General features: G+C 45.1%; 25 protein-coding genes. 15 read left to right on the top strand and 10 right to left on the bottom strand.

Going from position 1 to position 25,848, the window contains the following annotated elements; all coding sequences use genetic code 11:
- From C1I60_RS25675 to C1I60_RS14985, 5 genes are all read left to right on the top strand, one after another.
- Window positions 1–405, top strand: a 405-nt coding sequence (locus tag C1I60_RS25675) for a Rossmann-fold NAD(P)-binding domain-containing protein (RefSeq protein WP_491844698.1), incomplete at its 5' end; no start/stop codon positions are given.
- 255 nt (window positions 406–660) lie between these two features.
- Window positions 661–2,316, top strand: coding sequence for a helix-turn-helix domain-containing protein (locus tag C1I60_RS14970; RefSeq protein ID WP_137062462.1), 1,656 nt, complete (start codon window positions 661–663; stop codon window positions 2,314–2,316).
- Between the two features lie 180 nt (window positions 2,317–2,496).
- On the top strand, window positions 2,497–3,447 hold the full coding sequence (locus C1I60_RS14975; protein WP_137062463.1) for an iron-hydroxamate ABC transporter substrate-binding protein: 951 nt from the start codon (window positions 2,497–2,499) through the stop codon (window positions 3,445–3,447).
- Between the two features lie 159 nt (window positions 3,448–3,606).
- Window positions 3,607–4,614, top strand: coding sequence for a FecCD family ABC transporter permease (locus C1I60_RS14980; protein WP_137062464.1), 1,008 nt, complete (start codon window positions 3,607–3,609; stop codon window positions 4,612–4,614).
- Window positions 4,611–5,618 carry a FecCD family ABC transporter permease gene (locus tag C1I60_RS14985; RefSeq protein WP_137062465.1) on the top strand — a complete coding sequence of 336 codons (1,008 nt, stop codon included), beginning with the start codon at window positions 4,611–4,613 and terminating at the stop codon, window positions 5,616–5,618. The genes C1I60_RS14980 and C1I60_RS14985 overlap by 4 nt, the downstream gene beginning before the upstream one ends.
- A gap of 178 nt (window positions 5,619–5,796) precedes the next feature.
- Here C1I60_RS14985 and C1I60_RS14990 read toward each other — a convergent pair whose 3' ends face one another.
- From C1I60_RS14990 to C1I60_RS15000, 3 genes are read right to left on the bottom strand one after another with little or no spacing between them, the layout of a single operon-like run.
- Entirely contained in the window at window positions 5,797–6,801 is a 1,005-nt protein-coding gene (locus tag C1I60_RS14990) for an alpha/beta hydrolase family protein (protein WP_137062466.1), read from the bottom strand.
- On the bottom strand, window positions 6,798–7,451 hold the full coding sequence (locus C1I60_RS14995) for a GNAT family N-acetyltransferase (RefSeq protein ID WP_137062467.1): 654 nt from the start codon (window positions 7,449–7,451) through the stop codon (window positions 6,798–6,800). Before C1I60_RS14995 ends, C1I60_RS14990 begins: the two co-directional genes overlap by 4 nt.
- A gap of 27 nt (window positions 7,452–7,478) precedes the next feature.
- Window positions 7,479–8,243, bottom strand: a complete 765-nt coding sequence (locus C1I60_RS15000) for a helix-turn-helix domain-containing protein (protein WP_137062468.1) — start codon at window positions 8,241–8,243, stop codon at window positions 7,479–7,481.
- 205 nt (window positions 8,244–8,448) lie between these two features.
- On the opposite strand from C1I60_RS15000, the gene C1I60_RS15005 reads away from it, so the two are divergent.
- Window positions 8,449–9,327: a radical SAM/SPASM domain-containing protein gene (locus C1I60_RS15005; RefSeq protein WP_137062469.1), complete on the top strand. Its 879-nt coding sequence runs from the start codon at window positions 8,449–8,451 to the stop codon at window positions 9,325–9,327.
- A gap of 142 nt (window positions 9,328–9,469) precedes the next feature.
- Here the strand turns inward: C1I60_RS15005 and C1I60_RS15010 are convergent, their stop codons facing one another.
- Entirely contained in the window at window positions 9,470–10,036 is a 567-nt protein-coding gene (locus C1I60_RS15010) for a TetR/AcrR family transcriptional regulator (protein ID WP_137062470.1), read from the bottom strand.
- 195 nt (window positions 10,037–10,231) lie between these two features.
- Here C1I60_RS15010 and lpdA point away from each other — a divergent pair, with 195 nt between their 5' ends.
- Together lpdA and C1I60_RS15020 are read left to right on the top strand one after the other, a co-directional pair.
- Window positions 10,232–11,617: a dihydrolipoyl dehydrogenase gene (gene lpdA / locus C1I60_RS15015; RefSeq protein ID WP_137062471.1), complete on the top strand. Its 1,386-nt coding sequence runs from the start codon at window positions 10,232–10,234 to the stop codon at window positions 11,615–11,617.
- A 120-nt stretch (window positions 11,618–11,737) separates the two neighbouring features.
- A complete protein-coding gene (locus C1I60_RS15020; RefSeq protein WP_137062472.1) occupies window positions 11,738–13,720 on the top strand; it encodes an AraC family transcriptional regulator in 1,983 nt (660 codons plus the stop codon).
- 231 nt (window positions 13,721–13,951) lie between these two features.
- Here C1I60_RS15020 and C1I60_RS15025 read toward each other — a convergent pair whose 3' ends face one another.
- From C1I60_RS15025 to C1I60_RS15040, 4 genes are all read right to left on the bottom strand, one after another.
- Complete coding sequence (locus C1I60_RS15025) at window positions 13,952–14,764, bottom strand: DNA alkylation repair protein (protein ID WP_137062811.1); 813 nt, start codon at window positions 14,762–14,764, stop codon at window positions 13,952–13,954.
- A gap of 87 nt (window positions 14,765–14,851) precedes the next feature.
- Window positions 14,852–15,502: a peroxiredoxin-like family protein gene (locus tag C1I60_RS15030; protein ID WP_137062473.1), complete on the bottom strand. Its 651-nt coding sequence runs from the start codon at window positions 15,500–15,502 to the stop codon at window positions 14,852–14,854.
- A 78-nt stretch (window positions 15,503–15,580) separates the two neighbouring features.
- Window positions 15,581–16,255, bottom strand: a complete 675-nt coding sequence (locus tag C1I60_RS15035) for a Crp/Fnr family transcriptional regulator (RefSeq protein WP_137062474.1) — start codon at window positions 16,253–16,255, stop codon at window positions 15,581–15,583.
- 142 nt (window positions 16,256–16,397) lie between these two features.
- Window positions 16,398–17,285 carry a LysR family transcriptional regulator gene (locus C1I60_RS15040; RefSeq protein ID WP_137062475.1) on the bottom strand — a complete coding sequence of 296 codons (888 nt, stop codon included), beginning with the start codon at window positions 17,283–17,285 and terminating at the stop codon, window positions 16,398–16,400.
- Window positions 17,286–17,412: 127 nt separating this feature from the next.
- Here C1I60_RS15040 and C1I60_RS15045 point away from each other — a divergent pair, with 127 nt between their 5' ends.
- The 4 genes from C1I60_RS15045 (at window position 17,413) to C1I60_RS15060 (ending at window position 22,062) form a co-directional block, all read left to right on the top strand.
- On the top strand, window positions 17,413–18,093 hold the full coding sequence (locus C1I60_RS15045; protein ID WP_137062476.1) for an O-methyltransferase: 681 nt from the start codon (window positions 17,413–17,415) through the stop codon (window positions 18,091–18,093).
- A 312-nt stretch (window positions 18,094–18,405) separates the two neighbouring features.
- Window positions 18,406–19,152 (top strand): DeoR/GlpR family DNA-binding transcription regulator, encoded by a 747-nt coding sequence (locus C1I60_RS15050; RefSeq protein WP_137062477.1) that lies wholly within the window; start codon window positions 18,406–18,408, stop codon window positions 19,150–19,152.
- Window positions 19,153–19,154: 2 nt separating this feature from the next.
- Window positions 19,155–20,066: a 1-phosphofructokinase gene (pfkB, locus tag C1I60_RS15055; protein WP_137062478.1), complete on the top strand. Its 912-nt coding sequence runs from the start codon at window positions 19,155–19,157 to the stop codon at window positions 20,064–20,066.
- Between the two features lie 67 nt (window positions 20,067–20,133).
- Window positions 20,134–22,062: a PTS fructose transporter subunit IIABC gene (locus C1I60_RS15060; RefSeq protein WP_137062479.1), complete on the top strand. Its 1,929-nt coding sequence runs from the start codon at window positions 20,134–20,136 to the stop codon at window positions 22,060–22,062.
- A 128-nt stretch (window positions 22,063–22,190) separates the two neighbouring features.
- Here C1I60_RS15060 and C1I60_RS15065 read toward each other — a convergent pair whose 3' ends face one another.
- Entirely contained in the window at window positions 22,191–23,066 is an 876-nt protein-coding gene (locus C1I60_RS15065) for a LysR family transcriptional regulator (RefSeq protein WP_137062480.1), read from the bottom strand.
- A 111-nt stretch (window positions 23,067–23,177) separates the two neighbouring features.
- Here C1I60_RS15065 and C1I60_RS15070 point away from each other — a divergent pair, with 111 nt between their 5' ends.
- Together C1I60_RS15070 and C1I60_RS15075 are read left to right on the top strand one after the other, a co-directional pair.
- Window positions 23,178–23,564, top strand: a complete 387-nt coding sequence (locus C1I60_RS15070; RefSeq protein WP_137062481.1) for a tautomerase family protein — start codon at window positions 23,178–23,180, stop codon at window positions 23,562–23,564.
- Window positions 23,565–23,632: 68 nt separating this feature from the next.
- Window positions 23,633–23,968: a carboxymuconolactone decarboxylase family protein gene (locus C1I60_RS15075; RefSeq protein WP_137062482.1), complete on the top strand. Its 336-nt coding sequence runs from the start codon at window positions 23,633–23,635 to the stop codon at window positions 23,966–23,968.
- A gap of 104 nt (window positions 23,969–24,072) precedes the next feature.
- Here C1I60_RS15075 and C1I60_RS15080 read toward each other — a convergent pair whose 3' ends face one another.
- Window positions 24,073–24,693 (bottom strand): GntR family transcriptional regulator, encoded by a 621-nt coding sequence (locus C1I60_RS15080; protein ID WP_137062483.1) that lies wholly within the window; start codon window positions 24,691–24,693, stop codon window positions 24,073–24,075.
- A gap of 243 nt (window positions 24,694–24,936) precedes the next feature.
- Between C1I60_RS15080 and garR the strand changes: the two genes are divergently transcribed.
- Window positions 24,937–25,830 (top strand): 2-hydroxy-3-oxopropionate reductase, encoded by an 894-nt coding sequence (garR, locus tag C1I60_RS15085; RefSeq protein ID WP_137062484.1) that lies wholly within the window; start codon window positions 24,937–24,939, stop codon window positions 25,828–25,830.
- Window positions 25,831–25,848 lie beyond the last annotated feature (18 nt).

The raw sequence follows: 25,848 nt of genomic DNA on the forward strand, positions 1-25,848 counted from the left end.
TTTACTGCCAGAGGCTCGTCTGCAATTTATGGAAAAACCAAGCTGTTTAACATTATGTTTACGGGTGAACTGGCACGTCAATGGACTGGTACGGGGGTCAGTGTTAACGCTCTGAATCCGGGGTTTAATGTTACTGGTCTCGGACGTGAGCTCTGGTTTGCATCAATGCTTGAGCGTTTATTGAATTTTTTTCATATTGGTGATCCACGCAGAGGAGCTGATATTATGACTCGTTTAATTGTGGATCCGCAGTACCAGGCAGTTACAGGAGGGTATTTTAATGTCGGAACCGGACATTCGATTGTACCTGTACACCCCGGTGGAGATATTGCTATGCAAAATAAACTGTGGAACTGTACGAAAGAATTACTACAACAAAGAGGTTTTCTTAACAATATGACCTGATTTTATGGATTACAGCGGCTAAACTGAGGACTGTATTGTAAAAATCCAAGGTGGGGTAGCATGAGCATAGTATACTCTTGCGGAATACATGATCTGCATAAGATGTGGAATTTGGAGAATAGCAGTAGCATGAAAAAGGTTTGATCATTTATAGTGTAGATATCGTTTTTGTGCTATATAATTGGACTTTTTTGCTTAATACAACGCAGAGGACTGAAAGACATTCCTCAATATTTTGTAATGGAGGCTTTGCTTGTGGATAACGTTGTCTCGGAGTGGGCAGAGTCCCATTTTCCTTTATATACTGCTGAAAGCATCCATTCGCTGTACAGCACCTCTAATTTTCCGATGTACAAGATTCATGAGAGTGTAACCGTGCTGATTGCGATTGCCAGCGGCAAAGGCATTCTCAGGATTCATGACCAAATGTACGAGCTTGTGGAAGGGAGCGTCATCCTTCTCCCGGCGCATAGCCATGCCGCTTTAATTACGAATCTCCAGCAACCACTTCATGCTTATAAACTTTTAATCCGTACGCTTGAGCAGGTGAGCGCTCTGCCCGCAGGCGCAATGATGCGGAAAAGCGAGGTGGCATCCAATGCCAATATTCAGTTTTCCCATTATGAACCTGCGATTGTGGCTAATGTGGAGGAGCTGTATATCCATCGTTTACCTGCTAGTGAAGCCCGTCATGTGCAGAATCAAATTATCTTTCACCTAATCATTCTTCAACTGTTGAAACAGCAGGAGGCCAAGTATGCTGCCAGTGAGCAGCCGTCGATGGAACACAGCATTACTTATTTGGAAAATCACTATAACGAGAAAATAACGCGTGAGCAGTTGGCCGCGATTGCAGGCGTAAGCCGATCACATTATTCTATCCAGCTTAAGCAGCTTACCGGTTTTTCCCCGAACGAATATTTGTCGCGGCTGCGCGTTCATCGAGCCAAAGAGCTGTTAATTAACGGATCAGGCACGCTCCGGGAAATTGCAATGAAGGTAGGTTACAAGGATGAATTTTATCTAAGCCGTCGTTTTAAGCAGCATACAGGAGCATCACCTTCAAGCTACAACCGCGGATCATCCCAGCGTGTGGCTGTATTGCTTATACCTTACGCCAGCCATCTGTTGCTGCTTGGGTTGGAACCTGCTGTCACCATTTCGGAAAGCAGCGAATATGTGAAGACGAATGGTCTGGAGCCACCGCAAACGATGAAGTTTATAAGCACGAACTGTTCTGCTGAACAGGTGAACTCAGTATTGCTCGATACCAACATTGAGTTGATCATTGCAGCCAAACAGCATTTGCACCAATATGGGCTAAATCCTGAGCATTTGCGAGTTGTAGCGCCTATCGTGGAAATTTCATGGATGGAAATGGGATGGAAAGAGCATCTGCGTCGTATTGCACATGCTGTTCAGCGGAGCGATCGGGCAGAGCAGTGGCTGGCTGCTTTTGAAAAGGAAGAACAGGCAGCCCGTTCACTGATCCAGCAATGCGCAGTCGCTCATGAAATTATAACGATTCTGGTGATTAAGCCAGATAAGCTGCTCGTTTACGGAGCGAGAAATGTCGGATATATTATCTATCAATCGCTTGGACTACGGCCTCCTGAATTGATTGGGCAGGAGATGAAGAAGCGTGGGGATCAATTTCATTCTATTCCCATTGAGATATCCGAACTTGCAGCTTATGCTGGGTCTCAATTATTGGTTGCTGTGTTTCCGGATGAGAAGGGCTCCACCGCACATAGTGAAAAGATATTCAGGTCCTCCTATTGGAGCAGCCTTCCCGCTGTACAGCGGAATAATGTACATCTGCTTGACCTGGATGAATGGTTGCCCTACAATCCGGTTTCTATTCGTTTGCAGCTTCAACGCGCGGTAGCTTTATTTACAAGTAACCAATAGTCCAAGTCATTTTCCAAACAAAAAGGCATGGATCGGTGCATAGTGGTTCCATATAATTAGTTCATACAAATGAGAATGAATTTCATAATCAATGAAAAGGTGCTAAGTTTAAGATTAGCGTCTCATGCACGATATGAAGACTCATTGAACATAGCGTTTTGAAAGGGAGAGAGTTATTTTATGAAAAAGCTTTTTATTCCGCTGGTACTTTTACTTGTGGTTGTATTGAGTGCTTGTGGCGGAAACCAAGCGAACCATACCCAGAATAGTAAAAGTTCGTCCTCTGAGGCTGCTTCGGACTCTAAATCGGAATCTACCACATTCGTCTACCAATCCGAGAATGGCCCCGTGGAGGTTCCGACCCATCCACAACGCGTCGTTGTGCTTACCAGGTTCTTAACAGGTAACGTTATGGCGCTCGGTGTGCCTCTGGTCGGCGTGGACGAAATGTCCAAGACCAACCCGAATTTTGTAGAGAAGCTCGAAGGCGCCGAGGCGGTGACAGATGAAAGTCTGGAGAAGATCATCGAGTTGAATCCGGATCTTATTATCGGGCTTTCAGATATTAAGAACGTCGATAAATTTAAGCAAATCGCTCCTACGGTCACTTATACATATGGCAAGGTGGATTTCTTAACCCAGCAACGTGAAATCGGAAAATTGTTGAATAAAGAAAAAGAAGCACAAGCCTGGGCCGATGATTTTACAGCCCGTGCTCAAAAAGCCGGAAAAGAAATCAAGGCGAAGATCGGTGCAGATGCGACGGTTTCCGTTATCGAAACATTCAATAAGCAACTCTATGTCTATGGCGATAACTTTGGCCGCGGAACCGAAATTCTCTATCAGGAGTTCGGACTCGCCATGCCGAAGAAAGTCAAGGAGGCGACCCAGAAAGAAGGCTATCTTGCCTTATCGACGGAGGTTATGAAAGATTACCTAGGTGACTATGTCATTTTTAGTAAAAACGTGGATGAGGATAATTCGTTCCAGAATACCGAAACGTACAAGAATATTCCCGCAGTCAAGAATCAACGTGTCTTCGAGGCCGATGCGAAGGCGTTCTACTTTAACGATCCACTGAGTATGGAATACCAATTGAAATTTTTCATTCAACATTTTCTCGGTCAGTAAGAGTTGATTCCTATTTCGGGACTGCAACGCTTAGGGTCGTCTACGATTCAAATCATGGCAACGATTCGTCTTTCGTTGTGAACCAATTTACCCGATGCGAAGGAACTTGTTAACCAACAGTTTCTTCGCATATTTCATTAAAGAAGAGATGAGAGTCCGATGAAGATTAAACAACATGCCTTTCCCTTTGCATATAAGCTTCTTGGCAGCGTGCTGGCGCTCATTTTGTGTTTCATCATTTCAATGATATTCGGTGCAGCGGAAACGACGCTCCACGACCTGTGGCTTGCTCTCACCTCGGGTACCAAGGATGACAAGATTCTCATCCTGCGTGAGATTCGGCTACCCCGCGAGCTGGCGGCGATGCTGGTTGGTGCCGCTTTTGCTGTGTCCGGTGCTATTATGCAGGGAGTTACCCGAAATCCACTGGCTGATCCAGGCTTGCTGGGCCTGACTTCCGGCGCCAATATGGCGCTCGCATTGGCTTTCGTATTCATCCCCGGGATCAACTACTTCGGCATCATGGTTGCCTGCTTTCTCGGTGCTGCTCTGGGAGCAGTGTTAGTCATTGTCCTTGGCTCAATGCGCCGAGGACACCTGTCCCCGATCCGAGTCGTTCTGGCGGGAGCGGCTGTCTCTGCGTTTTTGTATGCCATCTCGGATGGCGTCAGCATCGCTTTCAAGATTTCAAAGGACGTATCCATGTGGACCGCCGGGGGCCTGATTGGAACGACATGGGGGCAAATACAGGCCATTGCGCCAGTGATCCTTATCGGAATTGTGGCAGCTCTGATACTCTCCAACCAATTGAGTATTCTCAGCCTGAGCGATGAGGTGGCGGCAGGATTAGGGCAAAATCTGTTAAGGATCAAATTCATCCTGTTCGTTCTTGTTATTGTGATTACGGGCGCATCGGTCGCGCTTGTTGGAAACATGGCATTTGTGGGGCTGATGATTCCTCACATCGTCCGCAAAATGGTTGGCACCGATTATCGGTATATCCTGCCTTTCTCGATTTTTGTAGGAGCTACGTTCTTGCTGCTTGCAGATACGCTGGGGCGCACGATTAATGCACCTTACGAGACTCCGGTGACGGCCATCGTGGCGATGCTGGGCTTGCCATTCTTTCTGCTCGTCGTGCGTAGAGGAGGTAAAGCTTTCTTATGATCCTATCCGCCCTTGTTCGAAAACAACGCCTGATTCTGCTCATCAGTTTAGGGCTAATCGTTCTAACCGCTATAGCCAGCATGGCTTGCGGGTATTCTTCATTATCGTTTGACAGGCTGATCCCTGTTTTGTTCGGTCAAGGCACCTTCAAAGAAGAGTTTGTTCTGTTCTCCGTCCGACTGCCACGGATTTTTATTACGTTGTTGTCGGGTATGGCGCTTGCGTTATCCGGTTCTATTCTGCAAAGTATCACCCGTAACGACTTGGCCGACCCAGGCATCATCGGCATTAATTCTGGGGCGGGCGTAGCGATTGCGTGCTTCTTTCTGTATTTCCCGATCGATGTCGGATCGTTCGTCTATGTTCTGCCACTTGTCGCTTTTATGGGCGCATTGGTAACAGCAGCTTTGATCTATGTTTTCTCGTATAGCCGAACGAGCGGACTTGATCCCATCCGGCTTGTACTGGTGGGGGTTGGTTTCTCCCTTGCGCTGTCGGGGATCATGATTGTAATCATCTCCTCGGCTGAACGCTCGAAGGTCGATTTTATCGCGAAATGGATTGCGGGCAATATATGGGGCACGGACTGGCCGTTCATTTGGGCACTGCTTCCCTGGCTGATCCTGCTTATACCGTTTACCTTGTACAAATCTCAACGTCTCAATCTTCTTGCTTTGAGCGAACCGTCGGCGATTGGCGTCGGTCTGAGGCTTGAACGGGAACGCCTCGTTCTTATTCTGACGGCGGTCGCCGCGGCTGCATCTGCGGTATCCGTCACAGGCGGTATCGCGTTTATCGGGTTGATGGCCCCGCACATGGCCAAGTCACTGGTCGGCCCACGCAATCAGTTGTTCATTCCCGTCGCTGTTCTGCTTGGCGGCTGGCTGCTCTTAACCGCGGACACGATTGGTCGCAATCTCACAGATCCCGACGGTATTCCAGCGGGCATCATGGTGTCGTTAATCGGTGTGCCTTATTTTGCTTATTTGCTGCTTAAAAAATAGCTCCCATTATTAAAAAGAAGGAGGAGGGATATCTCTAAACATTAAGAACTATCGCTGATAAGCATCAGGTCAAGGCTTTCATTCATGGTAATCCATATGTGTAGTCCGGGAGGGGAGCAGATCTGGGACTACACATGTGGATTATTTTATTTTCCTTTTCTCTAAATGGGGAAACATTTTAACGCCGAATGACGTAATCAGCAAGGATTTTTAGATACACATCATTCACCAATTTTCGGGGGGCAAATACGGCAGTTAAGAAAGTGAGAGACTTGGAATGCGCGATTTTTTCATTCATCATGGAATGATCGGCTTCAGGTAAATGGATGACGGATAGCAACTGCGAAGGCACCTTCTGTCGATACACTCGTTCGGTATCTTTGACATCAACATTTATATCTTTTCCAGCTAGAACCAATAGTACTGGAGAATGGAAGTAACCTAATTCTTCAGTAGAGTCAGACTGATAATTCTCACCTATAAAATACCATCTTTCTCTGGAAATTAAATTGTCAGAGTTAGCTATTTTCAGGTATTCTTCGTAAGAAGCATGTTTTTGCAGTAACTGCAAAATCTGTTGATTATAGTCCAATCTCTTTGTAATTTCTTGCGGAGTAGCCCCAGCTTGTTCCATCTCTTTTCTGGTGTTAAATTGCCCTTGTGTAATCCAGTTCACTGCTGGTGATACCAGGATGCTGAAAGCAATGTTATGCTCCTCTTTCACGATCTTCGGAATGACCCAGCCTGCTTGACTTGCTCCCCATAGGCCGATTTTCTGCTTATCGATCATCGGCAAGGTTCTCGCCCAGGCTATTGCATATCGGATATCCTGTGCCCGGTCCTCCATGCTTTGGTCCAGCCAATTTCCAGGAGCGCCATTAATACCGGGCTTGTTCAGTGACAAAGAGGCATAACCCTTGGAAGCGAACCTTTCCCACAGTGGTTTGTATCCATCATCGTATGTGTCATTGATCGGACCATCTCCATGGACAAAAACAACCAGTCCAACCTTTCCTGAGTAGTCCTTAGGCAAAGCTAATGTACCCGTTAATATCCCTTTAGGAGTCTCAATTTGTACCTTTTCTTCCGTCATCTTGTAGGAATTTTGATATAAAATAAACAATATTAAGGCAGCGGCCAGAACTGCCGCAATACCAAGAGTAAGTGTTAATGTTTTTTTCAATGATGTTCTCTCCTCGAATGCAGTGTAGCTTCTTTCCAGCTCATCAGATGCCATACAGGCTCCTTGAACCAAAAATGCCGCAAACCATTATATTTGGATTGTTCTACTTCAAACGCTAGTTTGTGATACAAACGGATAGCCCCTTGATTCTTATGCGCTACATGAAGCGTCAACACATCAAAACCGGATTCAACCGTAAATTGCTGTGCGAAAGTTAGAAAACGTCGTCCTATCCCCTGATTACGATGACTTGCGCGAATCGCCAAATGATCGATGTAACACTCATCTGGGGCAGGCTTATATTCCAACGCATGCATACCTGTCAAAAATTTAAATACATTGAAGCAGCCAAAATGTTTTATGAGCGGAACCCAAGAAATAGGTATTGTTTTAGGGAGCGAAGAGGAAGGTGCTTTCCATTTGAGGGAGAGGACACCGACAACTTCTTTGTTCTCTTTAACTACAAATTGCTTCATCGTTGAAGGATGAGGGTCTTGAACCCAGACCTTCATGAGTAGCTGCTGTATATCCTGATCCTCCAGTGTAACAAGAGCTTGAAATTTAGTTTTAAATGATTCCACTAAGAGCTTACATACAGCTTCATAGTCTTGTTTTTGATAAGCAACAATATCAATTGACTCTGGACTCATGTAACGGCCTCCCGCACTCCAAAAAGTTTATTTTACTTTAACTTGAATCTCATAATACAACCTGTTGTTGTCGAACATGGAAAGATAGGATTTTTCCACCAGAATAAATTTACTTTGGCACTTATATTGGTGCTGAGCAACATAGCGCTCCAGCTGTTGGATTTCATATTCAATCTCAGCGTCTTCAGTGACGGAAAAAGGCTTATAAAGATAGCTGCCTTCTTCCAGAATATAGTCAGCTGTATCTGTTATTTCTGTCGTTTCATAACATAGCTTCACCTGTCCAGAATCAGCTAGATAATGCAGATCATTTTCAAATAACTGGGGTGGGGCGGGCCGCTGTTCGAATAGATCTCTGGCAGTTAGCTCTTGACCCTCCTCCAATTCAAACCACAGCTTTAAATATCGGGGGCCAAACAGCCGGATCTGATATCCATGGTCCTGCTGGGTGAGGTTATGATGTTCTTTTAGCACTTTGTGAATAAACTGCTCAAGCTGCTTCAAGTTAGCTATTTCATCCTGTACTTTCTGCAACGAATGCTCTAAAAGATGGTTATAGTCATCGGATGAGTAGGAAGTCATACATTCTTCAATCTGACCCACAGAGACATTTAATTTACGTAGCATTAAAATATGGGAAAGCTGATAAATCTCATGAAGACCATACATTCGATATTGATTTTTTTCTGTGTATGACGGATATAGAATCCCCTTTTCTTCAAAATATCGCAGTTGATGTACAGATACATTCATAAGCTGTGAAAGCTGGCTGATCGTAATGTATTCTTTCAATGACAGGACTCCTTCTGTGTTGTTGAATAACACTACTATAAACCTTAGGTCTGACCTAAGGTCAATAGCAAATGGAGGACAGCAGAAGATGCGCAAGTGAACGAACATAAATGATTTACCTGTCCGCGATAACCCGGTATAATCATAGGAATTAGATTAATGAGCATAATAAGATGTTCAGGATGAAGTTTAGAATGGGGAAATCATGTTGAAGACTTTTAAAAAGGTATATATTGAAATTACAAGTATCTGCAATCTCGCTTGCAGCTTTTGCCCTCAGACGCAGCGTGTGAAAAAATTTATTGATCCTGAAATCTTTCGGAATGTTCTTGATCAGGTCAAGCCGCATACGGATTTCATTTATTTGCATGTAAAAGGAGAGCCCTTGCTTCATCCGAAAATTGACCTTTTGCTGGAGAGTGCTCATGAAAAAGGGTTGAAGGTGAATATTACCACCAACGGCACTTTGCTGCCGAAAACCGGACATAAGCTGTTGGGTCAGCCTGCGCTACGACAGATGAATTTTTCGCTTCACAGCTTTGACGGGCATGAAGGCTCGGTAGACCGGGAAGGATATTTGGGCAATATTTTTACGTTTGCAAGAGAAGCTGTCAAGCATAATGTCATTATTTCGTTTCGTCTCTGGAACCTGACTCAAGATAATTTGACGAATGTGCAGCGTCAGCGCAACCGGGAGACACTTGAGCGATTGGAGCAAGAATTTGGGTTAGACTACCGGATTGAGGAAAAAGTGATACCGGGCAGTGGGGTCAAAATCGCACCAAACGTTTATTTAAATCAGGATCACGAATTTGAATGGCCAAGTCTGAGTGCCCCGGAGGATGATGGAAAAGGCTTTTGCCATGCGCTTCGCAGTCAGGCTGCGGTATTGGTCGATGGAACAGTCGTCCCTTGCTGTCTTGATGGGGAAGGCGTTATAAATTTAGGTAACGTGCACGAGCAATCTTTTACCGACATTGTTGAAGGGGAACGTGCAAATCGCTTGTACTTCGGATTCTCCAAGAGAGAAGCGGTGGAAGAGCTGTGCCGCAAGTGCGGGTACCGTAAACGATTTGGAACCTAACAGAGATTGGGCGAGTGGGACATGGAATCTCTGACAAATCGCCGTTCCCATATTGAGTTTAAACCCATAGGAAAAAGCCGCTAAATACCAAGGATTGATTGGTGTTTAGCGGCTTTTTTGCGTACGTGAAACATGTTCACATTCAACTGTTAGCCAGCGCTTTGGCGTATTGTTTGCCTGCCGAGAGAAGGCTGTCGCTCAGTTCAGGATCATTAACTGAACGTGCAAGCACTAGAGAACCGACCATACTGCTGAACAACGCGCTACCTTTGGACAGATCCATTCCCGCCAGATTGGAGATAAACGTAATCATACGTTTCAGCTCCTGCGTGAATATCTGCCGGATTTCTTCGGAAGAACGGGCTATGTCTACGGAAAGAGCAGGAATAATACAGCCCATTTTTGTTCGATCACGGTGATGGGTGCTTAAATAGTAGTCGATGATAACATTAATTTTGGGATCTTGCGCTTCTTGGTCAACAGCTTTCTGAAGCAGTGCGAGGGTATCACTGACAGCATAGCGACAGGCTTCAGCGACTAGCTGTTCTTTGTTCTCAAAGTGTGAATAAAATCCGCCGTGAGTTAATCCAGCCCCTTTCATAATAAAGGGCACACTTACATCGTGGATACCGTTGGCGCGAAAAGCCTGGGCAGCACTTTCAACGATCTTGCTCCGTACTTTCATCTTGTGGCCTTTTGGATAAGGCATTGTAATCACTCCACGGCTTCATAATGCTAACTTCAAAATATTATAATCATCATAATAAAGCGTGTCAATTGTTCTTCATGCCACAACAACTTCAGCAGAGCTGACCACGACTATTGACGTATGCAAAATATGATGACTATAATATATTATGATTATCATATTTAAATCGGCAATTTTAAAGGGAGGCATCAGGTTATGAGCAAGCTTGAATCTGTAGATACACTGGTCATTGGATCAGGTCCGGGGGGTTATGTGGCGGCAGGGCGTTCTGCTCAGCTTGGAATGAAGACAGCCATTGTCGAACGCAGTCAGCTAGGTGGAGTCTGTACGCATGTGGGCTGCATTCCATCCAAAGCTTTGATTGCCGAAGCACATCGCTATGAGGTACTCAGGCAGTTCAATCAGGCCGATACAGCAGCGTCATTCATAAATGCTCAAGCCTTCAAGCAGGGGATTGTGAATAAGCAGGCAGGCGGAGTCGGATATTTAATGAAAGCGGCAGGTGTGAGTATTCTGGAAGGGGAGGCAAGCCTAGTTGATGAGCATACAGCTATCATCAAGCAAAATGGAGCGGAACAAACGATATCCTTTAAGCATGCCATATTGGCAACCGGTTCCCGCCCAATCGAGCTGAAAGCATTTCCGTTTGGCGGACGTATTTTGTCCTCTACAGAGGCGCTTTCGCTTCCAGAGGCTCCGACCAGTCTGGTCGTGATAGGCGGTGGATATATCGGCATCGAGCTTGGACAGATGTATGCCAAATTTGGAACTAAGGTAACAATTCTGGAGGGAGGGGAACGGATATTGCCGGGATTTGAGGCGGATCTTGTGGCCCCTGTTGTCAAGCAGTTGAAGACAGATGGCGTAAACATCGTAACTGGTGCGACAGCCGAAAAAGCCGTGCAGAATACGGATGCCATTACGCTGCATTATTCAAAAGATCAGGAGCAGTATCATGTTACCGCAGAGTTTGTATTAGTTACTGTAGGCAGAAAGCCCAATACAGATGGCACGTTAGGACTGGAGCACATTGGCTTGCCAGTGACGAGCAGAGGGCTGATTGAGACAGACGAGCAGTGTAGAACGGCTATACCCCATATTTTTGCCATTGGAGATATTACGGCGGGTCCAGCTCTTGCCCACAAAGCTTCCTATGAAGCGAAGATTGCGGCAGAAGCGATTGCAGGTCAAGCTGCCAAAGTGGATTATAAAGCCATACCGCTGGTTGTTTTTTCTGAACCGGAGCTGGCTAGTGTTGGCCTAAGTGAAACCGAAGCCAAGGAACAAGCATTACCGATTGTCATTGGCAGAGCCTCGTTTGGGATTAACGGCAGAGCACTGGCACTAAGGGCAGCAGACGGATATATCAAAATCGTAGCAAAAAAAGATTCGGGAATCGTACTGGGGGCGCAAATCGTGGGTGTTGAAGCCTCAACACTCATTTCGGAGCTTGCTCTAGCTATCGAGATGGGCGCAACCGTAGAAGACTTGGCTCTAACCATTCATCCCCATCCCACATTGGGAGAAGTAATTATGGAGGCTGCGGAGAACGCGGTCAAAAAAATGGACAGTGCAAAGTAGAGGCACCGTACGAAATCAATTCATTGCCTGTGAGAATGGTTATCAACTATAATATATTATAGTTGAATGTGAATGCGATCAGGTACGTGGATGGTTTGGATCGGGGGCTGGACAAAAGCAATGAAATTAAATGATCACATCTTGCTCTGGAATCATGTTTTTATACAAGTGTTGGATGTTCGTCATAAGAAAATGGGTAAAGAGGAGGAGTTGCGGAGCTATAGACTTCCGGCTAGTGCGTTCTTGTTTACTCTGCGCGGTAGTGCGCGAGTGCGGCTGGACGACAGCATTCATAGGGTGGAGCGTTTTCATGTGCTGCATGGGGGAAAAGGAATGTGCCTGAGCGTCATTACGGATGATGTGCTTGAATATTACATCATCCTGTACAAGGCAACGTTGGCCCTGACCTGTCGCAAGGAGATTGCACAATTGTTGGAAAAGGAAAATCCTTTTCAGAATCAGTATGCCTTCGCACCTCATTACCCACTGCCCCTGTATGATAAAGTAAAGCTGTTGGAGCAAGAATGGCGTAAAGCTTCCGGACTTGGAAAACTGCATGTCAAAGTCTTATTTCAACAATTTGTATATGAGCTGTTGCAGCAGTTGTATCGACAAGGCATTGAACCCCTTAAGCCCGACCTGGTAGTGCAGGCTGTAGCATATATTCGTGAGTACTCCAGCCGCTCTATGACACTTGAGTCCATTGCAGAGGAACTGCAGTGTAGCACCGGGCATCTATCAAGGCTGTTCAAGAATAAAATGCATACCAGTCCGATTCATTATTTGGGTCAGGTACGGATAGATCGAGCAGCTCAGCTTTTAATGGAGACGGACGCCACTTTACAGGAAATTGCGGAGATTGTGGGGTATCTGGATGCTCATTCATTAAGCCGCAGCTTTAAGAAATATAAAGGACTTTCTCCTGTACGATTTAAAAATGAACGGCAGCATCATGTCAGGAAGCAAGATCAGGATATGCCCCAAAAGATGCTAACATATGCCCTTCAGCAGACTTCTTCCACACGTTATACTGATATTGATTATCAATATCAGTATAACGTGGAAGGAGATTTATTCATGCACGGAAGAGTCAAAATAACCGCCATGATGATTATGCTGTGTTTATCATTGATGCTGGGAGCTTGTTCAGCTCCTGCCAATACAAATGGAAGCTCGCAATCAGAGGCTAATTCTACAACGACAGCATCCAATGGCGATGGACAAGCGACAGTGCAAGCAAAGACAAGAACAGTATCGACACTAAAAGGAGATGTAGAAGTACCTGCAAACCCGAAGCGAGTTGCATCTGATCAGTATATGGGTCATCTTTTGAAACTGGGAATTATTCCGGTAGGGGTCAGAAGCTTTATGCTGAATGAGGCCTGGATTGATAAATCAGGATATCCCAAAGAGAAGTTGGTCGGAATCAAGGATCTCGGCGAATTTCCTATGAATCTGGAGAAACTGACGGTTCTGCAACCGGATTTAATCATAGGTTCGATAGAAAAAAACATCGACAGTTACCAAAAGGTTGGAACAACTGTGTTCCTGCCATATTGGGAGGGCGAATCTACACCGGGGCCGCTGGATAAATTCCGCAGAATTAGTGAAATCTTTGGTAAGGAGAAAGAAGCCGAGCAGTGGATCACTGAATATGAGAATAAAGTCGCAGAGGCCAGAAAGAAAATTGACGGTATCGTTAAGGACGGAGAGACAGTTTCGATCGTGCAGGTTGCGAACAAATCAGTATATGTTTTAGCGGCAGAAGGCGGAAATTACGGAAGTCCAACCATTTATCAGATGTTAAAGCTGCCACCTACGAAGAAAGCATTGCACATGAAAGAAGGATTTGAAAATATTTCGCTTGAGGTTTTGCCTGAGTATACAGGGGATCATATCTTTGTGTACGGTTCGGAAGATGATGGGGCCAATCAAGTTCTAAATAGTGAGCTATGGAAAGGCCTTCCGGCTGTAAAAAAAGGACAGGTTTATATGTACGGTTCATTCAGCGAAAAGGGCGATGAGTTTGTCATGGAAGATCCTTATTCGCTGGAGCTTCAACTTGACACGATTGTTAATATCTTATTAGCTCACAAAAAATAAAGTTTTATATAACTTTTAACAAATCGGCTCTTAGCCTGATTCGTGCAGAACGTGTAACATACATTTCCGATAAATCATTTGGTCCAAAGAGAAATAAACCGCTAAATACGAGGGAAAACCCTGTGTTTGGCGGTTTTTGTATGATGAATTCCTCCATTCCTAATATTCCAGATATATCTCATAGTTTATGTGTATCATCTGGATAAGGATTGGATAGGGAAGAGTCTCTAATTACTGATTTTTTATCAAGCTTCTTGTGGCTCGGGTCACTATTCGTTTGGTTTCCTTCGTATCCGAAGTCTCCAGCCACGCATCACAAACCTGAAGCACCCATTCCGGCTTGGTTTTACTGGCATCATTCAGCCAATTGCCCACGGAGTCCTGTACATATTTGATCGGGTCGGATTGGACAGCTTCCAAAAGTGGAAGAGCCAGCTCTGGGTGTTCTTTTAATTCGGGAATATGCTTGGCCCAAACGCCCTGTGGACGGGTCGATTCGATGGCAAAACGACGGATATTAGCATCCTGATCCTGTACCCAACCGTTTAACAGTTGAAGCGCTTCAACCAGTTGCTTGGAAATCGGTTCTCTTACGGCCATCCAGGCAATTTCACGCACCCCAAAATGTGAATCTGCTGCAAAAGGGCGAATGCTCGCCAATTTCTGTTCTACCCTTAAAAGGGGATCAACCCCGATGATATAGGCAGCCCAGCAGCGAATACTGTCTGAAAGATGAGAGGCCATCGCATCAAAGATCCGTGAGCGCTCTTCTTGTGCTTGCTGCTCGAACAGGTTCAGCCATGCTCGCGCGATTGCAGGGATCATTTTCATAATCTTCTTTTCCTGCAAATGGTTCAGTTCGGAGAGAAAGACATCGGATTCTCGCTGTAAGCCAAATTCATCAAGTGCATTTCGTAGCAGTACAATATGATCGACAGCCAGCCATTCGGTGAGATTCACCGTCTCAAGCTGCCCCTGCTGTAGTAGTTGAACCACATCATCAGGGATATCTATTCCTTTGCGAGCCCCTTTTCGTTGTAATATCGAATCTGGAATTAAGAATTGTTTTTTAGGATTCATATATTGCCCCCATCAGTGCAGATAGATAAGAATTATTTTTTAATGGTAATTCTAGAGAGAACGAAGAACATGTAGTACCTCCGAAGGTTCCATACGTTTTTTATAATCAGCATCAGCATATCCTGCACGAATGATACCTTCTTTATCAATTACATAGGTAGCTGGTACGGGGAGTTCCCAGGCACTGTTACCATGAAAAGTATCCAGAGAAATGTCTAATGATTTGTAAAGCTCATGTGCATATTCAGGGAGTTTAAATTTGAGATTGTATTTTTCTGCTATTTGATTATGCAGGTCACTTAACACAGGGAAACTCAATTCGTTCTTTTGCTGTACTATAGTTGAATACTCGGGAGTTTGTGGACTAATCGCGATTAATTGAGCATGGGCGGACGTAATACCATCCATGATTCGCTGATATGCTTGCAGCTCCAGATTGCAGAATGGACACCAGCTCCCTCTGTAAAAAATAAGAACAACAGGACCTTTTGCTGTTGCTTCAGATAAGGTTATGGTCTGGCCTGTAAAGTCAAGTAAACTAAATTCCGGCGCTTTGGTTCCAAGGCTTAATCCATAAGTGGCATTCAAAGTGCGAATATCCTGGATCGTTTTATCAAATATATCCAGTACTTCTGAAGGAAGCATTTTTTCCATGTCTGCTTTGGCTGCTTCCAGATCACTTTGTAATTTTTGATATTCCATTCCGTTCACTCCATATCGTATGTTTTTTCTGGTAGGTATACGATACTTCTTTTCTCTGTACTATAGATGTAATGTAGCTTACAACTCCAGCAGCTTTTCGCGATGGATATAAATGGTTTTAAATCCGGTCTTAATGACCTTTTCTTTTACAAGCTCCTGTAAAGCAGCAGTTACAGCTTCTCGGGTTGCACCGACCAAATGAGCGATTTCTTGATGGGATAGCGGGAAATTGATTTTATAATACTCATCTTCACTTTGGAGGGCGAACTGATCGGACAGTTTTATAAGAACATATAAAATTTTATCCTGTAAATTCCCCAAAGCCAGGTGTTGGGCCAAACGGCTCATACCTGAGATTCGATCGCTTAACACTTTGATCAAGTTCATCATGAATCGGGGATGTTGGATTAAAAAATGCTCAAAACGGTCTTTGTCCATCCGGCAGATATCGCATTCTTCTATCGTTTCTATATACATATCCCTTGTCCCTAGTGAAATCATATCCATTTCACCAAATACATTTCCCTCGCTGAGGATATCCAAAGTAAATTGCTTTCCGTCAGCGTTTAGCTTATAAAGACGTACTTTTCCCTTCTTTACAAAATAAAGCCCTTCGGAAAAGGTATCCGGGGTTTGAATAAATGTATTTTTCGGTAGGGTCGTAATGGAAGTCATTTGATCCATTTCAACTAAATCCTCTAATGAGAGACTATCAAGCAGATTGAATTGGGATAGGTATTGAATGCTATTCATATGTTCTCCTTATGGTTGCTGGTGGTGTACAGAATCATAATACAATTATAGCTTTTTTAAGGAACTTTGGTCTCTTCTATTACTCACAGCCAGAAGTCTATCTGGAGAAGATTATGGAGGGGGGCTTCATTAATCTCCCCCCTCAGGAGTTACTGCGGATGAGCTGAATAAGGTTCAGGGCAGCGGCAGATAGAGGTTCATTTTTGCGGGTACAGATAGCGATTGAATTTTGAAGCTGGATGTCTTCGACGTATACCCGGCACAGCTCGCCGCGTTCTACATATTCGCGTACGACCAACGAAGACACAAAGTTCGCACCGTATCCGGCAATAACTGCGGTAATGGCCTCATGCAATCCCGTGAAGTTCAGGGTGATCTGGGGAACTGGAGCATTGTAGGTTCGACATAAGGAAAACAATCGCTCCCGTGTCGAGCTTCCCTTTTCACGCATAACAAAGGGTTCATGCATCATCTCTAATAAAGTGACCTGCTGATTAGCGTATCGGTGATCCGGTGCGACGACAAACCATAGCTCATCACGAAACAATTCTTCTGTCTCAATCGTATCCGGGTGTTGCTCTGGCAGTCCCCCATAGACGGCAAAGTCCACTTCTATATTTAATAGCTGCTTCAATGCATCATTGGAATTGGTTGTGTTAATCGTCATTTCAACGTGTTCATATTGTTGCTTGAACTTCGCAATCCAGGTCGGAATTAGAAAATGAGCCGGTAAATAAGTAGCAGCCAGCCGGATATGCCCATGGGTTCCATCACGATAATCCTGTGAAAATTGTTCGATTTGCTGTTCAACGGCAAAGAGCCGTTTGGCGAGTAAAGCAAGCTTTTCACCAGCATCGGTCAAGGCAATTCCTCTTCCCAGCGGCATGAGCAGTGTGAGGGATATTTCTTTTTCGAATTTTTTAATTTGAGCGGTAATAGCAGGTTGGCTGATATTTAATAGTTCAGAGGCTCGGGTCACACTTCCGGTGGAGGCGACCACATGGAATAAACGTAACGCATGCAGGTTCATTGTAGAACTCTCCTTTTTCGATCATTCATATATTTAGATTATAAATAACGCAAAAACATATATTATTTTTATAATAATAATTCATTTACAATCAAAGTGTAAGTTAATACAAAGGAGAGTGGAGCAAATGAATCAAACGAATCAAACGAACACATGGGATCAAGTAGACCAGTATATTTCGGATCGTCTCATTCCGCATGATGCTATTCTGGAACAGGTACTGGCTGTTAATCAAAAAGCGGGATTGCCTCCGTATGATGTATCACCCAATCAGGGAAAACTGTTAAATATCTTTGCTCAAATGCAAGGTGCACAACGCGTGCTGGAGATCGGTACTTTGGGAGGATATAGTACAATCTGGCTGGGAAGGGCGTTGCCGAAGGACGGAAAAATTGTTACGCTGGAAGCCAATCCGCTTCATGCTGAAACAGCCCGGTCCAACATAGTGTTGGCCCAATTGGATGGAATGGTCGAACTTCGTGAGGGAGACGCATTAAAACAGTTAGCACAGATGGAGGAAGAACGCGTTGCCCCTTTTGATCTAATCTTTATTGATGCAGATAAACCGAATAATCCATTGTATCTAGCTTGGGCACTCCGTTTTTCGCATCCTGGCACGGTGATTATTGGCGATAACGTCATCCGTGAAGGAGAAGTCATTCAAGCCTTAAGCACAGACCCTCGTATACAGGGGGTAAGAAAATTTTATGATTTGCTGGCTGAAGAATCGAGGATTACAGCTACAGCCATTCAGACGGTAGGGAGCAAAGGCTATGATGGTTTCGTCATCGGAATCGTAAATGGTTAAATGGCCGAAATCTGCTAAGCACAGAGGGGACCAACCCAGGTGTTTAGCTTTTTTGTTGTGGTAAAATGGTGCTGATGGAAGCAGCAGAACGTTTTTGAACGTTTACTGCTGAATTCCTATGTAAGAAGAATGGATTTACATAAAAATGGATGCCATTCCCTTTCAATGTAAACGCAACCATGGCGTTGGGGCTTGGAATTCACCATTTTGTAAAAAAATGAAGTTGGGATGAAGTTTTTTGAATCTTTTTGAATAAAAATGATTGTTTTTTGTGAGGTTTATGGTACGATATGAATAGTTGGGGGAATGAAGATGCTGACGGAAGAAAGATACAAGTTAATAATACAGCGCTTACAAGAGCGTGGTGTTGTAAAGTTGCAGGAATTGGTCGATCTGTTGGGCGCTTCTGAATCAACGATTCGACGTGATTTAATCGATCTTGAAGCCCGTCAGTTGCTAAAGCGGATTCATGGCGGGGCAGCCTTGCTGAATCAGAAAAGTCAAGAACCTGGCATGGAAGAAAAAACATTCAAAAACGTTCAACAGAAAAACGCAGTCGCTCGTATGGCCGCCAAAGAAATTTTGGATGGCGAATGTATTTATCTGGATGCGGGAACAACAACGATGGCGATGATTCCTTACATTGAAGCTAAAGACGTGACGGTCGTGACAAATGGCCTATCCCACGTAGAAGCACTGGTAAGCAAACGAATCAGAAGCTATCTACTGGGAGGGATGATGAAAATTCATACCAAGGCTGTAATCGGGAGTATTGCCCTGCAGAATATGGATAATTTTCGGTTCGACAAATGCTTTTTAGGAACGAACGGTGTCGATGTGGAAATGGGATACACAACTCCTGATCCCGAAGAAGCGTTGGTTAAACGGCGTGCCCATCAGCTATCCGGCAAAACCTATGTGTTGGCCGATTCCAGCAAAATTGGTGAAGTTACCTTTGCGAAGCTGTTCGAACTGAAGGAAGCTATCCTTATTACAGAATCGGTGCCTGAACGCTCACGCCGATCCATTGCTCAGAAAACTAAGATAATCGAGGGATAACGATGATATATACAGTAACGCTTAACCCTTCCATTGATTATATCGTGGAAGTTGACGACTTGAAGCTTGGTGATTTGAACCGGATGAAACGTGATTTGAAACTGCCGGGCGGCAAAGGAATTAATGTATCGCGTTTGTTGAATCAGTTGGGAGCAGACAGCACGGCGATTGGTTTTCTCGGAGGATTCACAGGCAGGTTTATCAACGATACATTGCGGGAGGAATCCATCAAAACTGATTTTGTAATCATCGAAGATGATACACGGATCAACATTAAGCTCAAGCATGGTGATGAAACGGAAATTAACGGCTTGGGACCTGCTATACGTGAGCAAGAGGCAGATGCGCTGGTGCAAAAGCTGTCGGGTCTCCAGAAAAATGACATTGTCGTCTTGTCTGGAAGCATCCCGCCATCACTTGGGGGGGACTTCTATGATCGGCTGATTAACGTGTGCCAGCAGACTGGGGCTGAATTCGTCATTGATACCACAGGTGAAGCGCTGATGAAGTCACTCGTTCATAAGCCGCTGCTCGTCAAGCCGAATCACCATGAGTTGGCGGAGTTGTTTGGCGTAACCATTCATTCAAAGGAGGAAATCGTCACTTACGGCCGCAAGCTGCTGGAAACAGGCGCAAAAAATGTTCTGGTTTCCATGGCAGGAGATGGAGCTTTGCTCATTACGGCAGACGAAGTGTACCACGCAAATGTACCGGCAGGAACGGTTAAAAATTCTGTAGGCGCAGGTGATTCCATGATTGCTGGATTCGTGGGTACGTTAGCTCTTGTTGGCGATCCGATCGAAGCATTCCGTGCAGGAGTGGCATCCGGAAGTGCAACCGCGTTCTCTGATGATCTGGCTACCAGAGAGAAAATTGAACAATTACGGCCGCAAGTCACGATTACAAAATGGTAATTCCGCTGCATCATGAGCTTATTAGGCGTGTGTTGACACGCTGATCGAACATAGGAGAGTGAGAAAAATGAGAATAACAGACCTGATGATTAAAGAAACGATGATCATGGACTTGCAGGCAACGACAAAAGACGGGGCGATTGAGGAACTCATCGCCAGTCTCGAAGCCAGCGGACGCATTAACGACCGGGCATTGTTCAAAGAAATGATTTACAAACGCGAAGCAGAATCCAGCACCGGAATCGGCGGTGGCATTGCGATGCCGCATGCCAAGACCAAAGCTGTGAATGAAGCGACTGTTGTTTTTGCAAAAAGCAGTAAAGGCGTAGATTTCGAATCGTTGGACGGTGAGCCGGCGAAAGTCTTTTTCATGATTGCGGCTCCAGAAGGAGCAGCGAATACGCATCTTCGCACACTGGCGGCGCTTTCCCGGTTATTAATTGATACCGATTTCATCGGTAAACTTATGAATACGCAAACACCGGGTGAAGTATCCGAGCTGTTTGATACTAAGCAGGCCGAAGTAGAAGCAGCCAAGCAAGCAAAAGAGGCGAAGGAAGAAGCTGCCAAGGCACAGCAAACGCCAGACGTTATCGTTGGCAACCCGGATTCTGACGAGTTTGTGGTTGCGGTTACCGCTTGCCCTACAGGTATCGCACACACGTTTATGGCTGAAGACGCTCTCATTAAGAAAGCGAAAGAGATGGGTGTAAATATCCGGGTAGAAACGAACGGCTCCGAAGGTGCACAAAACGTACTGACTCCGGATGAAATTCGTCGTGCCAAAGGAGTGATCGTCGCAGCCGACAAGAAGGTCGAAATGGCCCGCTTCGACGGCAAGCCTGTATTGCAAAGACCGGTAAGTGACGGTATTCGTAAATCTGAAGAACTGATCCGCAAAGCGCTAAACGGCGATGCTCCAATTTACCGCAGCGAAGGTAAGGGGAACGCGGAGGAGACGAAAGCAGAAAAAACCAGCGTCGGCAGCAAAATTTACAAGGATCTAATGAACGGTATCTCTCATATGTTGCCGTTTGTTGTAGGCGGCGGGATTTTGCTGGCTATCTCCTTCCTGTTCGAACAGATAGCGGGAGCGGAGAATCCGATTGTCAAGCTGTTACAAACGATTGGTGGCGGAACAGGTGCGTTCCACTTCCTGATTCCGATACTGGCCGGATTTATCGCGATGAGTATTGGGGATCGTCCGGCATTGATGCCAGGTATGGTTGGTGGTCTGATGGCTGTAAACTCTAATGCAGGTTTCCTTGGCGGTCTGGCAGCAGGTTTCATGGCTGGTTATGTGGTTATCTTCCTGCGTAAAGCTTTTAAAGGTTTGCCGAAAGCGCTGGATGGTTTAAAACCAATCTTGTTATACCCGGTATTTGGACTCCTAATTACAGGCGCGATTATGTTCTACCTGTTCGATCCGATTTTCGGTGGTATTAATACGTGGCTTGTCAATGTTCTGAACAATTTGGGTACAGGTAATGCAGTGATTCTGGGTCTGATTCTTGGTGGAATGATGTCGATTGACATGGGTGGACCTTTCAACAAAGCGGCTTATGCATTTTCAATCGGTGTCTTTACTTCCAGTGGTAACACGAACGGGGCTATGATGGCTGCTGTTATGGCGGGCGGTATGGTACCTCCGCTGGCGATCGCATTGGCTTCGACGTTCTTCAAAAATAAATTTACTGAGCAGGAGCGTAAGTCTGGTTTGACGAACTATGTACTCGGTTTGTCCTTTATTACGGAAGGAGCAATCCCATTCGCAGCTGCTGACCCTCTGCGCGTCTTAACCTCTTGTATTGTAGGTTCAGCGATTGCCGGTGGTCTGACACAGTTCTGGAAAATCAATCTTCCAGCTCCACATGGCGGAATTTTTGTAGCAGCTCTTGCCAATCATGCTTTGCTGTTCTTGCTTGCGGTGGCGATTGGCTCTGTGATTTCCGCGCTCATTCTGGGACTGTGGAAAAAACCGCTCGAAACGAAATAACTGGCGTCACTTCCTCTAGTCTCCATAATAGTAAAGCCGCTAAACACTAGGTTTATGAGTGTTTGGCGGCTTTTTCTTTATGCAAAGGTGTCGGCTTGCGAACTAAAACGATTTGCGCCTAGCCTGAGCTATCGCCTACAAAGCTCCTTAACCAGTTGCATAAACAGTTTTCGGGCTGAGGACATATATTGCTGATGCTGGTTGCTCTGTAATAGTCCAATAGGAATATTAGGGTCTGTTAGCTGGAGGGGTAAGGTGACTAAATCATCCGACAGAGGCAATGACGATAGAACCACTCCAACCGAAGGAATCGTTTTTACAAATAAAGTTATAGACGAGATTTGGCTTACGGTATAAAAAAACGGCATCGACGGAAAGCGGGAAAGCTCTTTTTCCAGCCGGATATGGTACAGGCAGTTCTTCCCTCCAACGATAAGCGGGTACTCATACAGATCTTCGAGATGAAGCTCGCTTTTTGCAGCGAAGGGATGATCACGGGATACAATAAAGGCGATTTGTTCGTGATACACAGGTTCAAAGTGCAGGGCGGGAACCGAGTGAGATTCCCCGCAAATTGCAAAATCAAGCGTGTTGTCCAGCAAAGCGTGCGAGAGCGTATCCGTGTTTCCAACTGTAAAATGGCACGTCATATTCGGTTTATGCTCCCGAAACTGAAGCAGAACCGCAGGTAGTACGGAAGCCGCCACCGTTTCGATCACACCGATGTGGAGGGTGCCGATTTCCTCCTTTTTCAGAGAGTTGGCCTGATCTAATACATAATTCCAATGCTGAATAAGCCCATTTACCTCGTCTGCATACACTTTTCCTGAGGCCGTTAATTCTGCATCCCATCCCCTTTTAAAAAGCTGAAATCCCAGCTCCTTCTCCAGTCGCTGAACTTGGCTGGTTACTGTAGACTGTGCGTAGTTTAATTTGGCGGCAGCCTTTGAGAAGGTTCCTTCTTCAATAATGGTACGAAACGTGGTTAGCTCTTTCAGATCCATGAACACTCATCTCCATCGATAAAAATGAATATATTTATGATTATTTTCAATTATATAGATGAAAATAGATGGAGTACAATTAATTTATCCCAACGGACAGGAGAGATGAACATGCCATTTGTACGAGTAGGTTACATGGAGGATCAATACACAGAGAAGGAGCTGCCTTTAATTAGCCGCTGTATCCTGGACGCTTTGATCGAGCATTTTCAGGTACCGGAAAAGGACTACTTTCAGGTTTTTCATGCTCATAAGCAAAGCGAGTTTTATTATAGTCCGGATTATTTGGATATACCCAGAACAGATAAGCTGCTGTATATCCAAATTACGATGGGATTAGGTAGAACTACGGAGCAAAAAAAGAGTTTCTACCAAAGGTTATCCGAACTCTTATCCACCGAATGTAAGATCAGGCCGGAGGATGTATTTGTCACACTGGTGGAAACGGAATTTGAGGATTGGTCCTTTGGCAACGGACTTGCCCAGATGATTCTGTAGCTGGAAACTGCACATCTGCATACGATCTGCATAACTGCACATCAGGGACGAAGGGAAGTGTTGAATGAATGAAGCATAAATTAATCACGTCGAGTGTGCGGGAAAAGGTTGGTGATTTTGCACCCGCTTTTGTGAGCTATACGGAGGATGTTCTTTTTGGGGATGTATGGAGAAGAAGTGAGCTATCTCTCAGAGAACGGAGTCTCATAACCGTTTCCGCATTGGTAGCGGGTGAGCATGGGGGGCAGCTTCCCTATCATCTGAATTTGGCTAAGGATAACGGATTATCGGAAGAAGAACTGGTTGAGGTCATCACTCAGCTTGCCTTTTATGTAGGATGGCCCCGAGCCGCCTCAGCGATTCAAATCGCCAAAGACGTATTTAGGGAAGGAAAAGAGAGTTAGGCGTTCGATCATCCACGAATTTTATACCCAAAAGACCGCTAAGCACAAGGACTCAAGTGTTTAACGGTCTTTTTGGCATGGCATGAAATGGATAATAGAAAAGCCTATCTGATCAGATGCAGACAAAAATCCAAATCCGCTTGAAGATGCTCCTTCATCAGCCGTTCTGCCGTGTCACCATCATGCGCCCGAATCGCTTCGCAAATGTGCTGATGCTCGTCAATCAGAAAGGGGCGATGATAGTAAACGACCGTATGACGGAATAAATAAATGACGGATTGCATCCGGTCAAATAAATCAATCATCATCGAATTATTGCTGGCGCTCATAATGATTTCGTGAAACTCTTTATTCGCTTGCATCACCTCATCCAGCGAGCCGGAGCGCCCAATTTCCACACATTGCTCCAAAGCCAGCAGCTCTGTCTCGGACAGATAGGCCGCTGCACTTCGCGCCGCATGTCCTTCAAGCAGCATACGCAGCTCAAAGGTATTACGCAGGTCGGTTTCAGAGAGCTTGACTACACGCTTATTGACGATAAGCCCCTCCTGCTCCAATTTACGGATGGATTCACGGATAGGCGTACGGCTCACACCGAGCTGCGTAGCAAGCTTTTCCTCGACCAGCTTGGTTCCCTGAGGAATCGTTCCGTTCAGAATCATATCACGCAGCGTTTCATAGGATTGCTGGTGCGCCGTTCGGGAGTTATTGCTGCTGTACTGCATGTCATTCACCTCTATGTCTACTTTAGCGAAAAGACGGAGGTTAAACAACGTTTATCCTATGTATTCAATAAAAATTGATACAAATTTTTAATTTTTGTATACAAAAATGAATTTATTGTGTACAATTTCAAATGTAAAGACAAATTAATAGCGCTTACATGTGATAAAAAGCGTTTACAAATGGATTTTTATAAAAATCCTGAATAGGAAATCGAATTTGAAAAGCTACGGAGGGACTTTAACATGGCAAAGAAAATTGGATTTATTGGATTAGGTATTATGGGTCGTCCGATGTCGTTGAATCTTTTGAAAGCAGATTACGAGCTAACCGTATTTGATATTAATCAGGAGGCAGTCGCTGCTTTGGTGGCATCAGGGGCGCATCCAGCCGCATCTCCCAAGGAAGTTGCCGAGCGCAGTGAGATTATTTTCACGATGCTGCCGAATTCCAACCATGTGAAGGAAGTGGTTTTGGGCGAGAACGGGATTTTAAAAGGGGCTAGTGTTGGAAGCGTTATCGTGGATATGAGTTCCATTTCCCCCGTTGTCTCCAAAGAGCTGTCGGTGAAAGCTGCTGACGCTGGTCTGCATATGCTGGATGCACCTGTCAGCGGTGGCGAACCGAAAGCAATTGATGGGACATTGGCGATTATGGTTGGTGGAAAAGAGTCCGTGTTTGAACATATCTTGGATGTTCTGCATGTGTTGGGTCAGGATGTCACCCTGGTTGGTGATAACGGCTGCGGTGCAACGGCAAAGCTTGCTAATCAGATTATGGTTAATCTGAACATCGCAGCCATGTCCGAAGCGCTCGTATTTGCAGCCAAGGCGGGTATTAATATCGAAAAAATGTACCAGGCTATCCGTGGTGGATTAGCAGGCAGTGCGGTACTGGACGCCAAAGTTCCTCTGATTTTGGAACGTAATTTTGTAGCTGGCGGACGGATAGATATTAATCTCAAGGACATCACGAATGTTATGGAAACGGCTCATGATATCGGGGCACCTTTGCCACTTAGCAGCCAACTGCTGGAGATATTTCACGCACTGAAAGTGGACGGAAAAGCGGCAGACGATCATGGCGGAATCGTGCAGTATTTTGAAAAGCTTGCGGGTGTACAGGTAAAAGCAGAGTAGGTAGAGCATGCTAATCCA

It is taken from the genome of Paenibacillus terrae (genome assembly GCF_005217525.1).
Lineage (GTDB): Bacteria > Bacillota > Bacilli > Paenibacillales > Paenibacillaceae > Paenibacillus > Paenibacillus terrae_C.

Bases quoted from the DNA above. Each gene is read 5' to 3' on its own strand.
- pfkB (WP_137062478.1), top strand. From the start codon at position 19,155: ATGATATATACAGTAACGCTTAACCCTTCCATTGATTATATCGTGGAA.
- C1I60_RS14975 (WP_137062463.1), top strand. From the start codon at position 2,497: ATGAAAAAGCTTTTTATTCCGCTGGTACTTTTACTTGTGGTTGTATTG.
- C1I60_RS15050 (WP_137062477.1), top strand. From the start codon at position 18,406: ATGCTGACGGAAGAAAGATACAAGTTAATAATACAGCGCTTACAAGAG.
- C1I60_RS14980 (WP_137062464.1), top strand. From the start codon at position 3,607: ATGAAGATTAAACAACATGCCTTTCCCTTTGCATATAAGCTTCTTGGC.
- C1I60_RS15035 (WP_137062474.1), bottom strand. From the start codon at position 16,255: ATGAATAGCATTCAATACCTATCCCAATTCAATCTGCTTGATAGTCTC.
- C1I60_RS14995 (WP_137062467.1), bottom strand. From the start codon at position 7,451: ATGAGTCCAGAGTCAATTGATATTGTTGCTTATCAAAAACAAGACTAT.
- C1I60_RS14985 (WP_137062465.1), top strand. From the start codon at position 4,611: ATGATCCTATCCGCCCTTGTTCGAAAACAACGCCTGATTCTGCTCATC.
- C1I60_RS15060 (WP_137062479.1), top strand. From the start codon at position 20,134: ATGAGAATAACAGACCTGATGATTAAAGAAACGATGATCATGGACTTG.
- C1I60_RS15070 (WP_137062481.1), top strand. From the start codon at position 23,178: ATGCCATTTGTACGAGTAGGTTACATGGAGGATCAATACACAGAGAAG.
- C1I60_RS15030 (WP_137062473.1), bottom strand. From the start codon at position 15,502: ATGGAATATCAAAAATTACAAAGTGATCTGGAAGCAGCCAAAGCAGAC.
- C1I60_RS15045 (WP_137062476.1), top strand. From the start codon at position 17,413: ATGAATCAAACGAATCAAACGAACACATGGGATCAAGTAGACCAGTAT.
- C1I60_RS15010 (WP_137062470.1), bottom strand. From the start codon at position 10,036: ATGCCTTATCCAAAAGGCCACAAGATGAAAGTACGGAGCAAGATCGTT.
- garR (WP_137062484.1), top strand. From the start codon at position 24,937: ATGGCAAAGAAAATTGGATTTATTGGATTAGGTATTATGGGTCGTCCG.
- C1I60_RS15020 (WP_137062472.1), top strand. From the start codon at position 11,738: ATGAAATTAAATGATCACATCTTGCTCTGGAATCATGTTTTTATACAA.
- C1I60_RS15065 (WP_137062480.1), bottom strand. From the start codon at position 23,066: ATGGATCTGAAAGAGCTAACCACGTTTCGTACCATTATTGAAGAAGGA.
- C1I60_RS15005 (WP_137062469.1), top strand. From the start codon at position 8,449: ATGTTGAAGACTTTTAAAAAGGTATATATTGAAATTACAAGTATCTGC.
- C1I60_RS15040 (WP_137062475.1), bottom strand. From the start codon at position 17,285: ATGAACCTGCATGCGTTACGTTTATTCCATGTGGTCGCCTCCACCGGA.
- lpdA (WP_137062471.1), top strand. From the start codon at position 10,232: ATGAGCAAGCTTGAATCTGTAGATACACTGGTCATTGGATCAGGTCCG.
- C1I60_RS15080 (WP_137062483.1), bottom strand. From the start codon at position 24,693: ATGCAGTACAGCAGCAATAACTCCCGAACGGCGCACCAGCAATCCTAT.
- C1I60_RS15075 (WP_137062482.1), top strand. From the start codon at position 23,633: ATGAAGCATAAATTAATCACGTCGAGTGTGCGGGAAAAGGTTGGTGAT.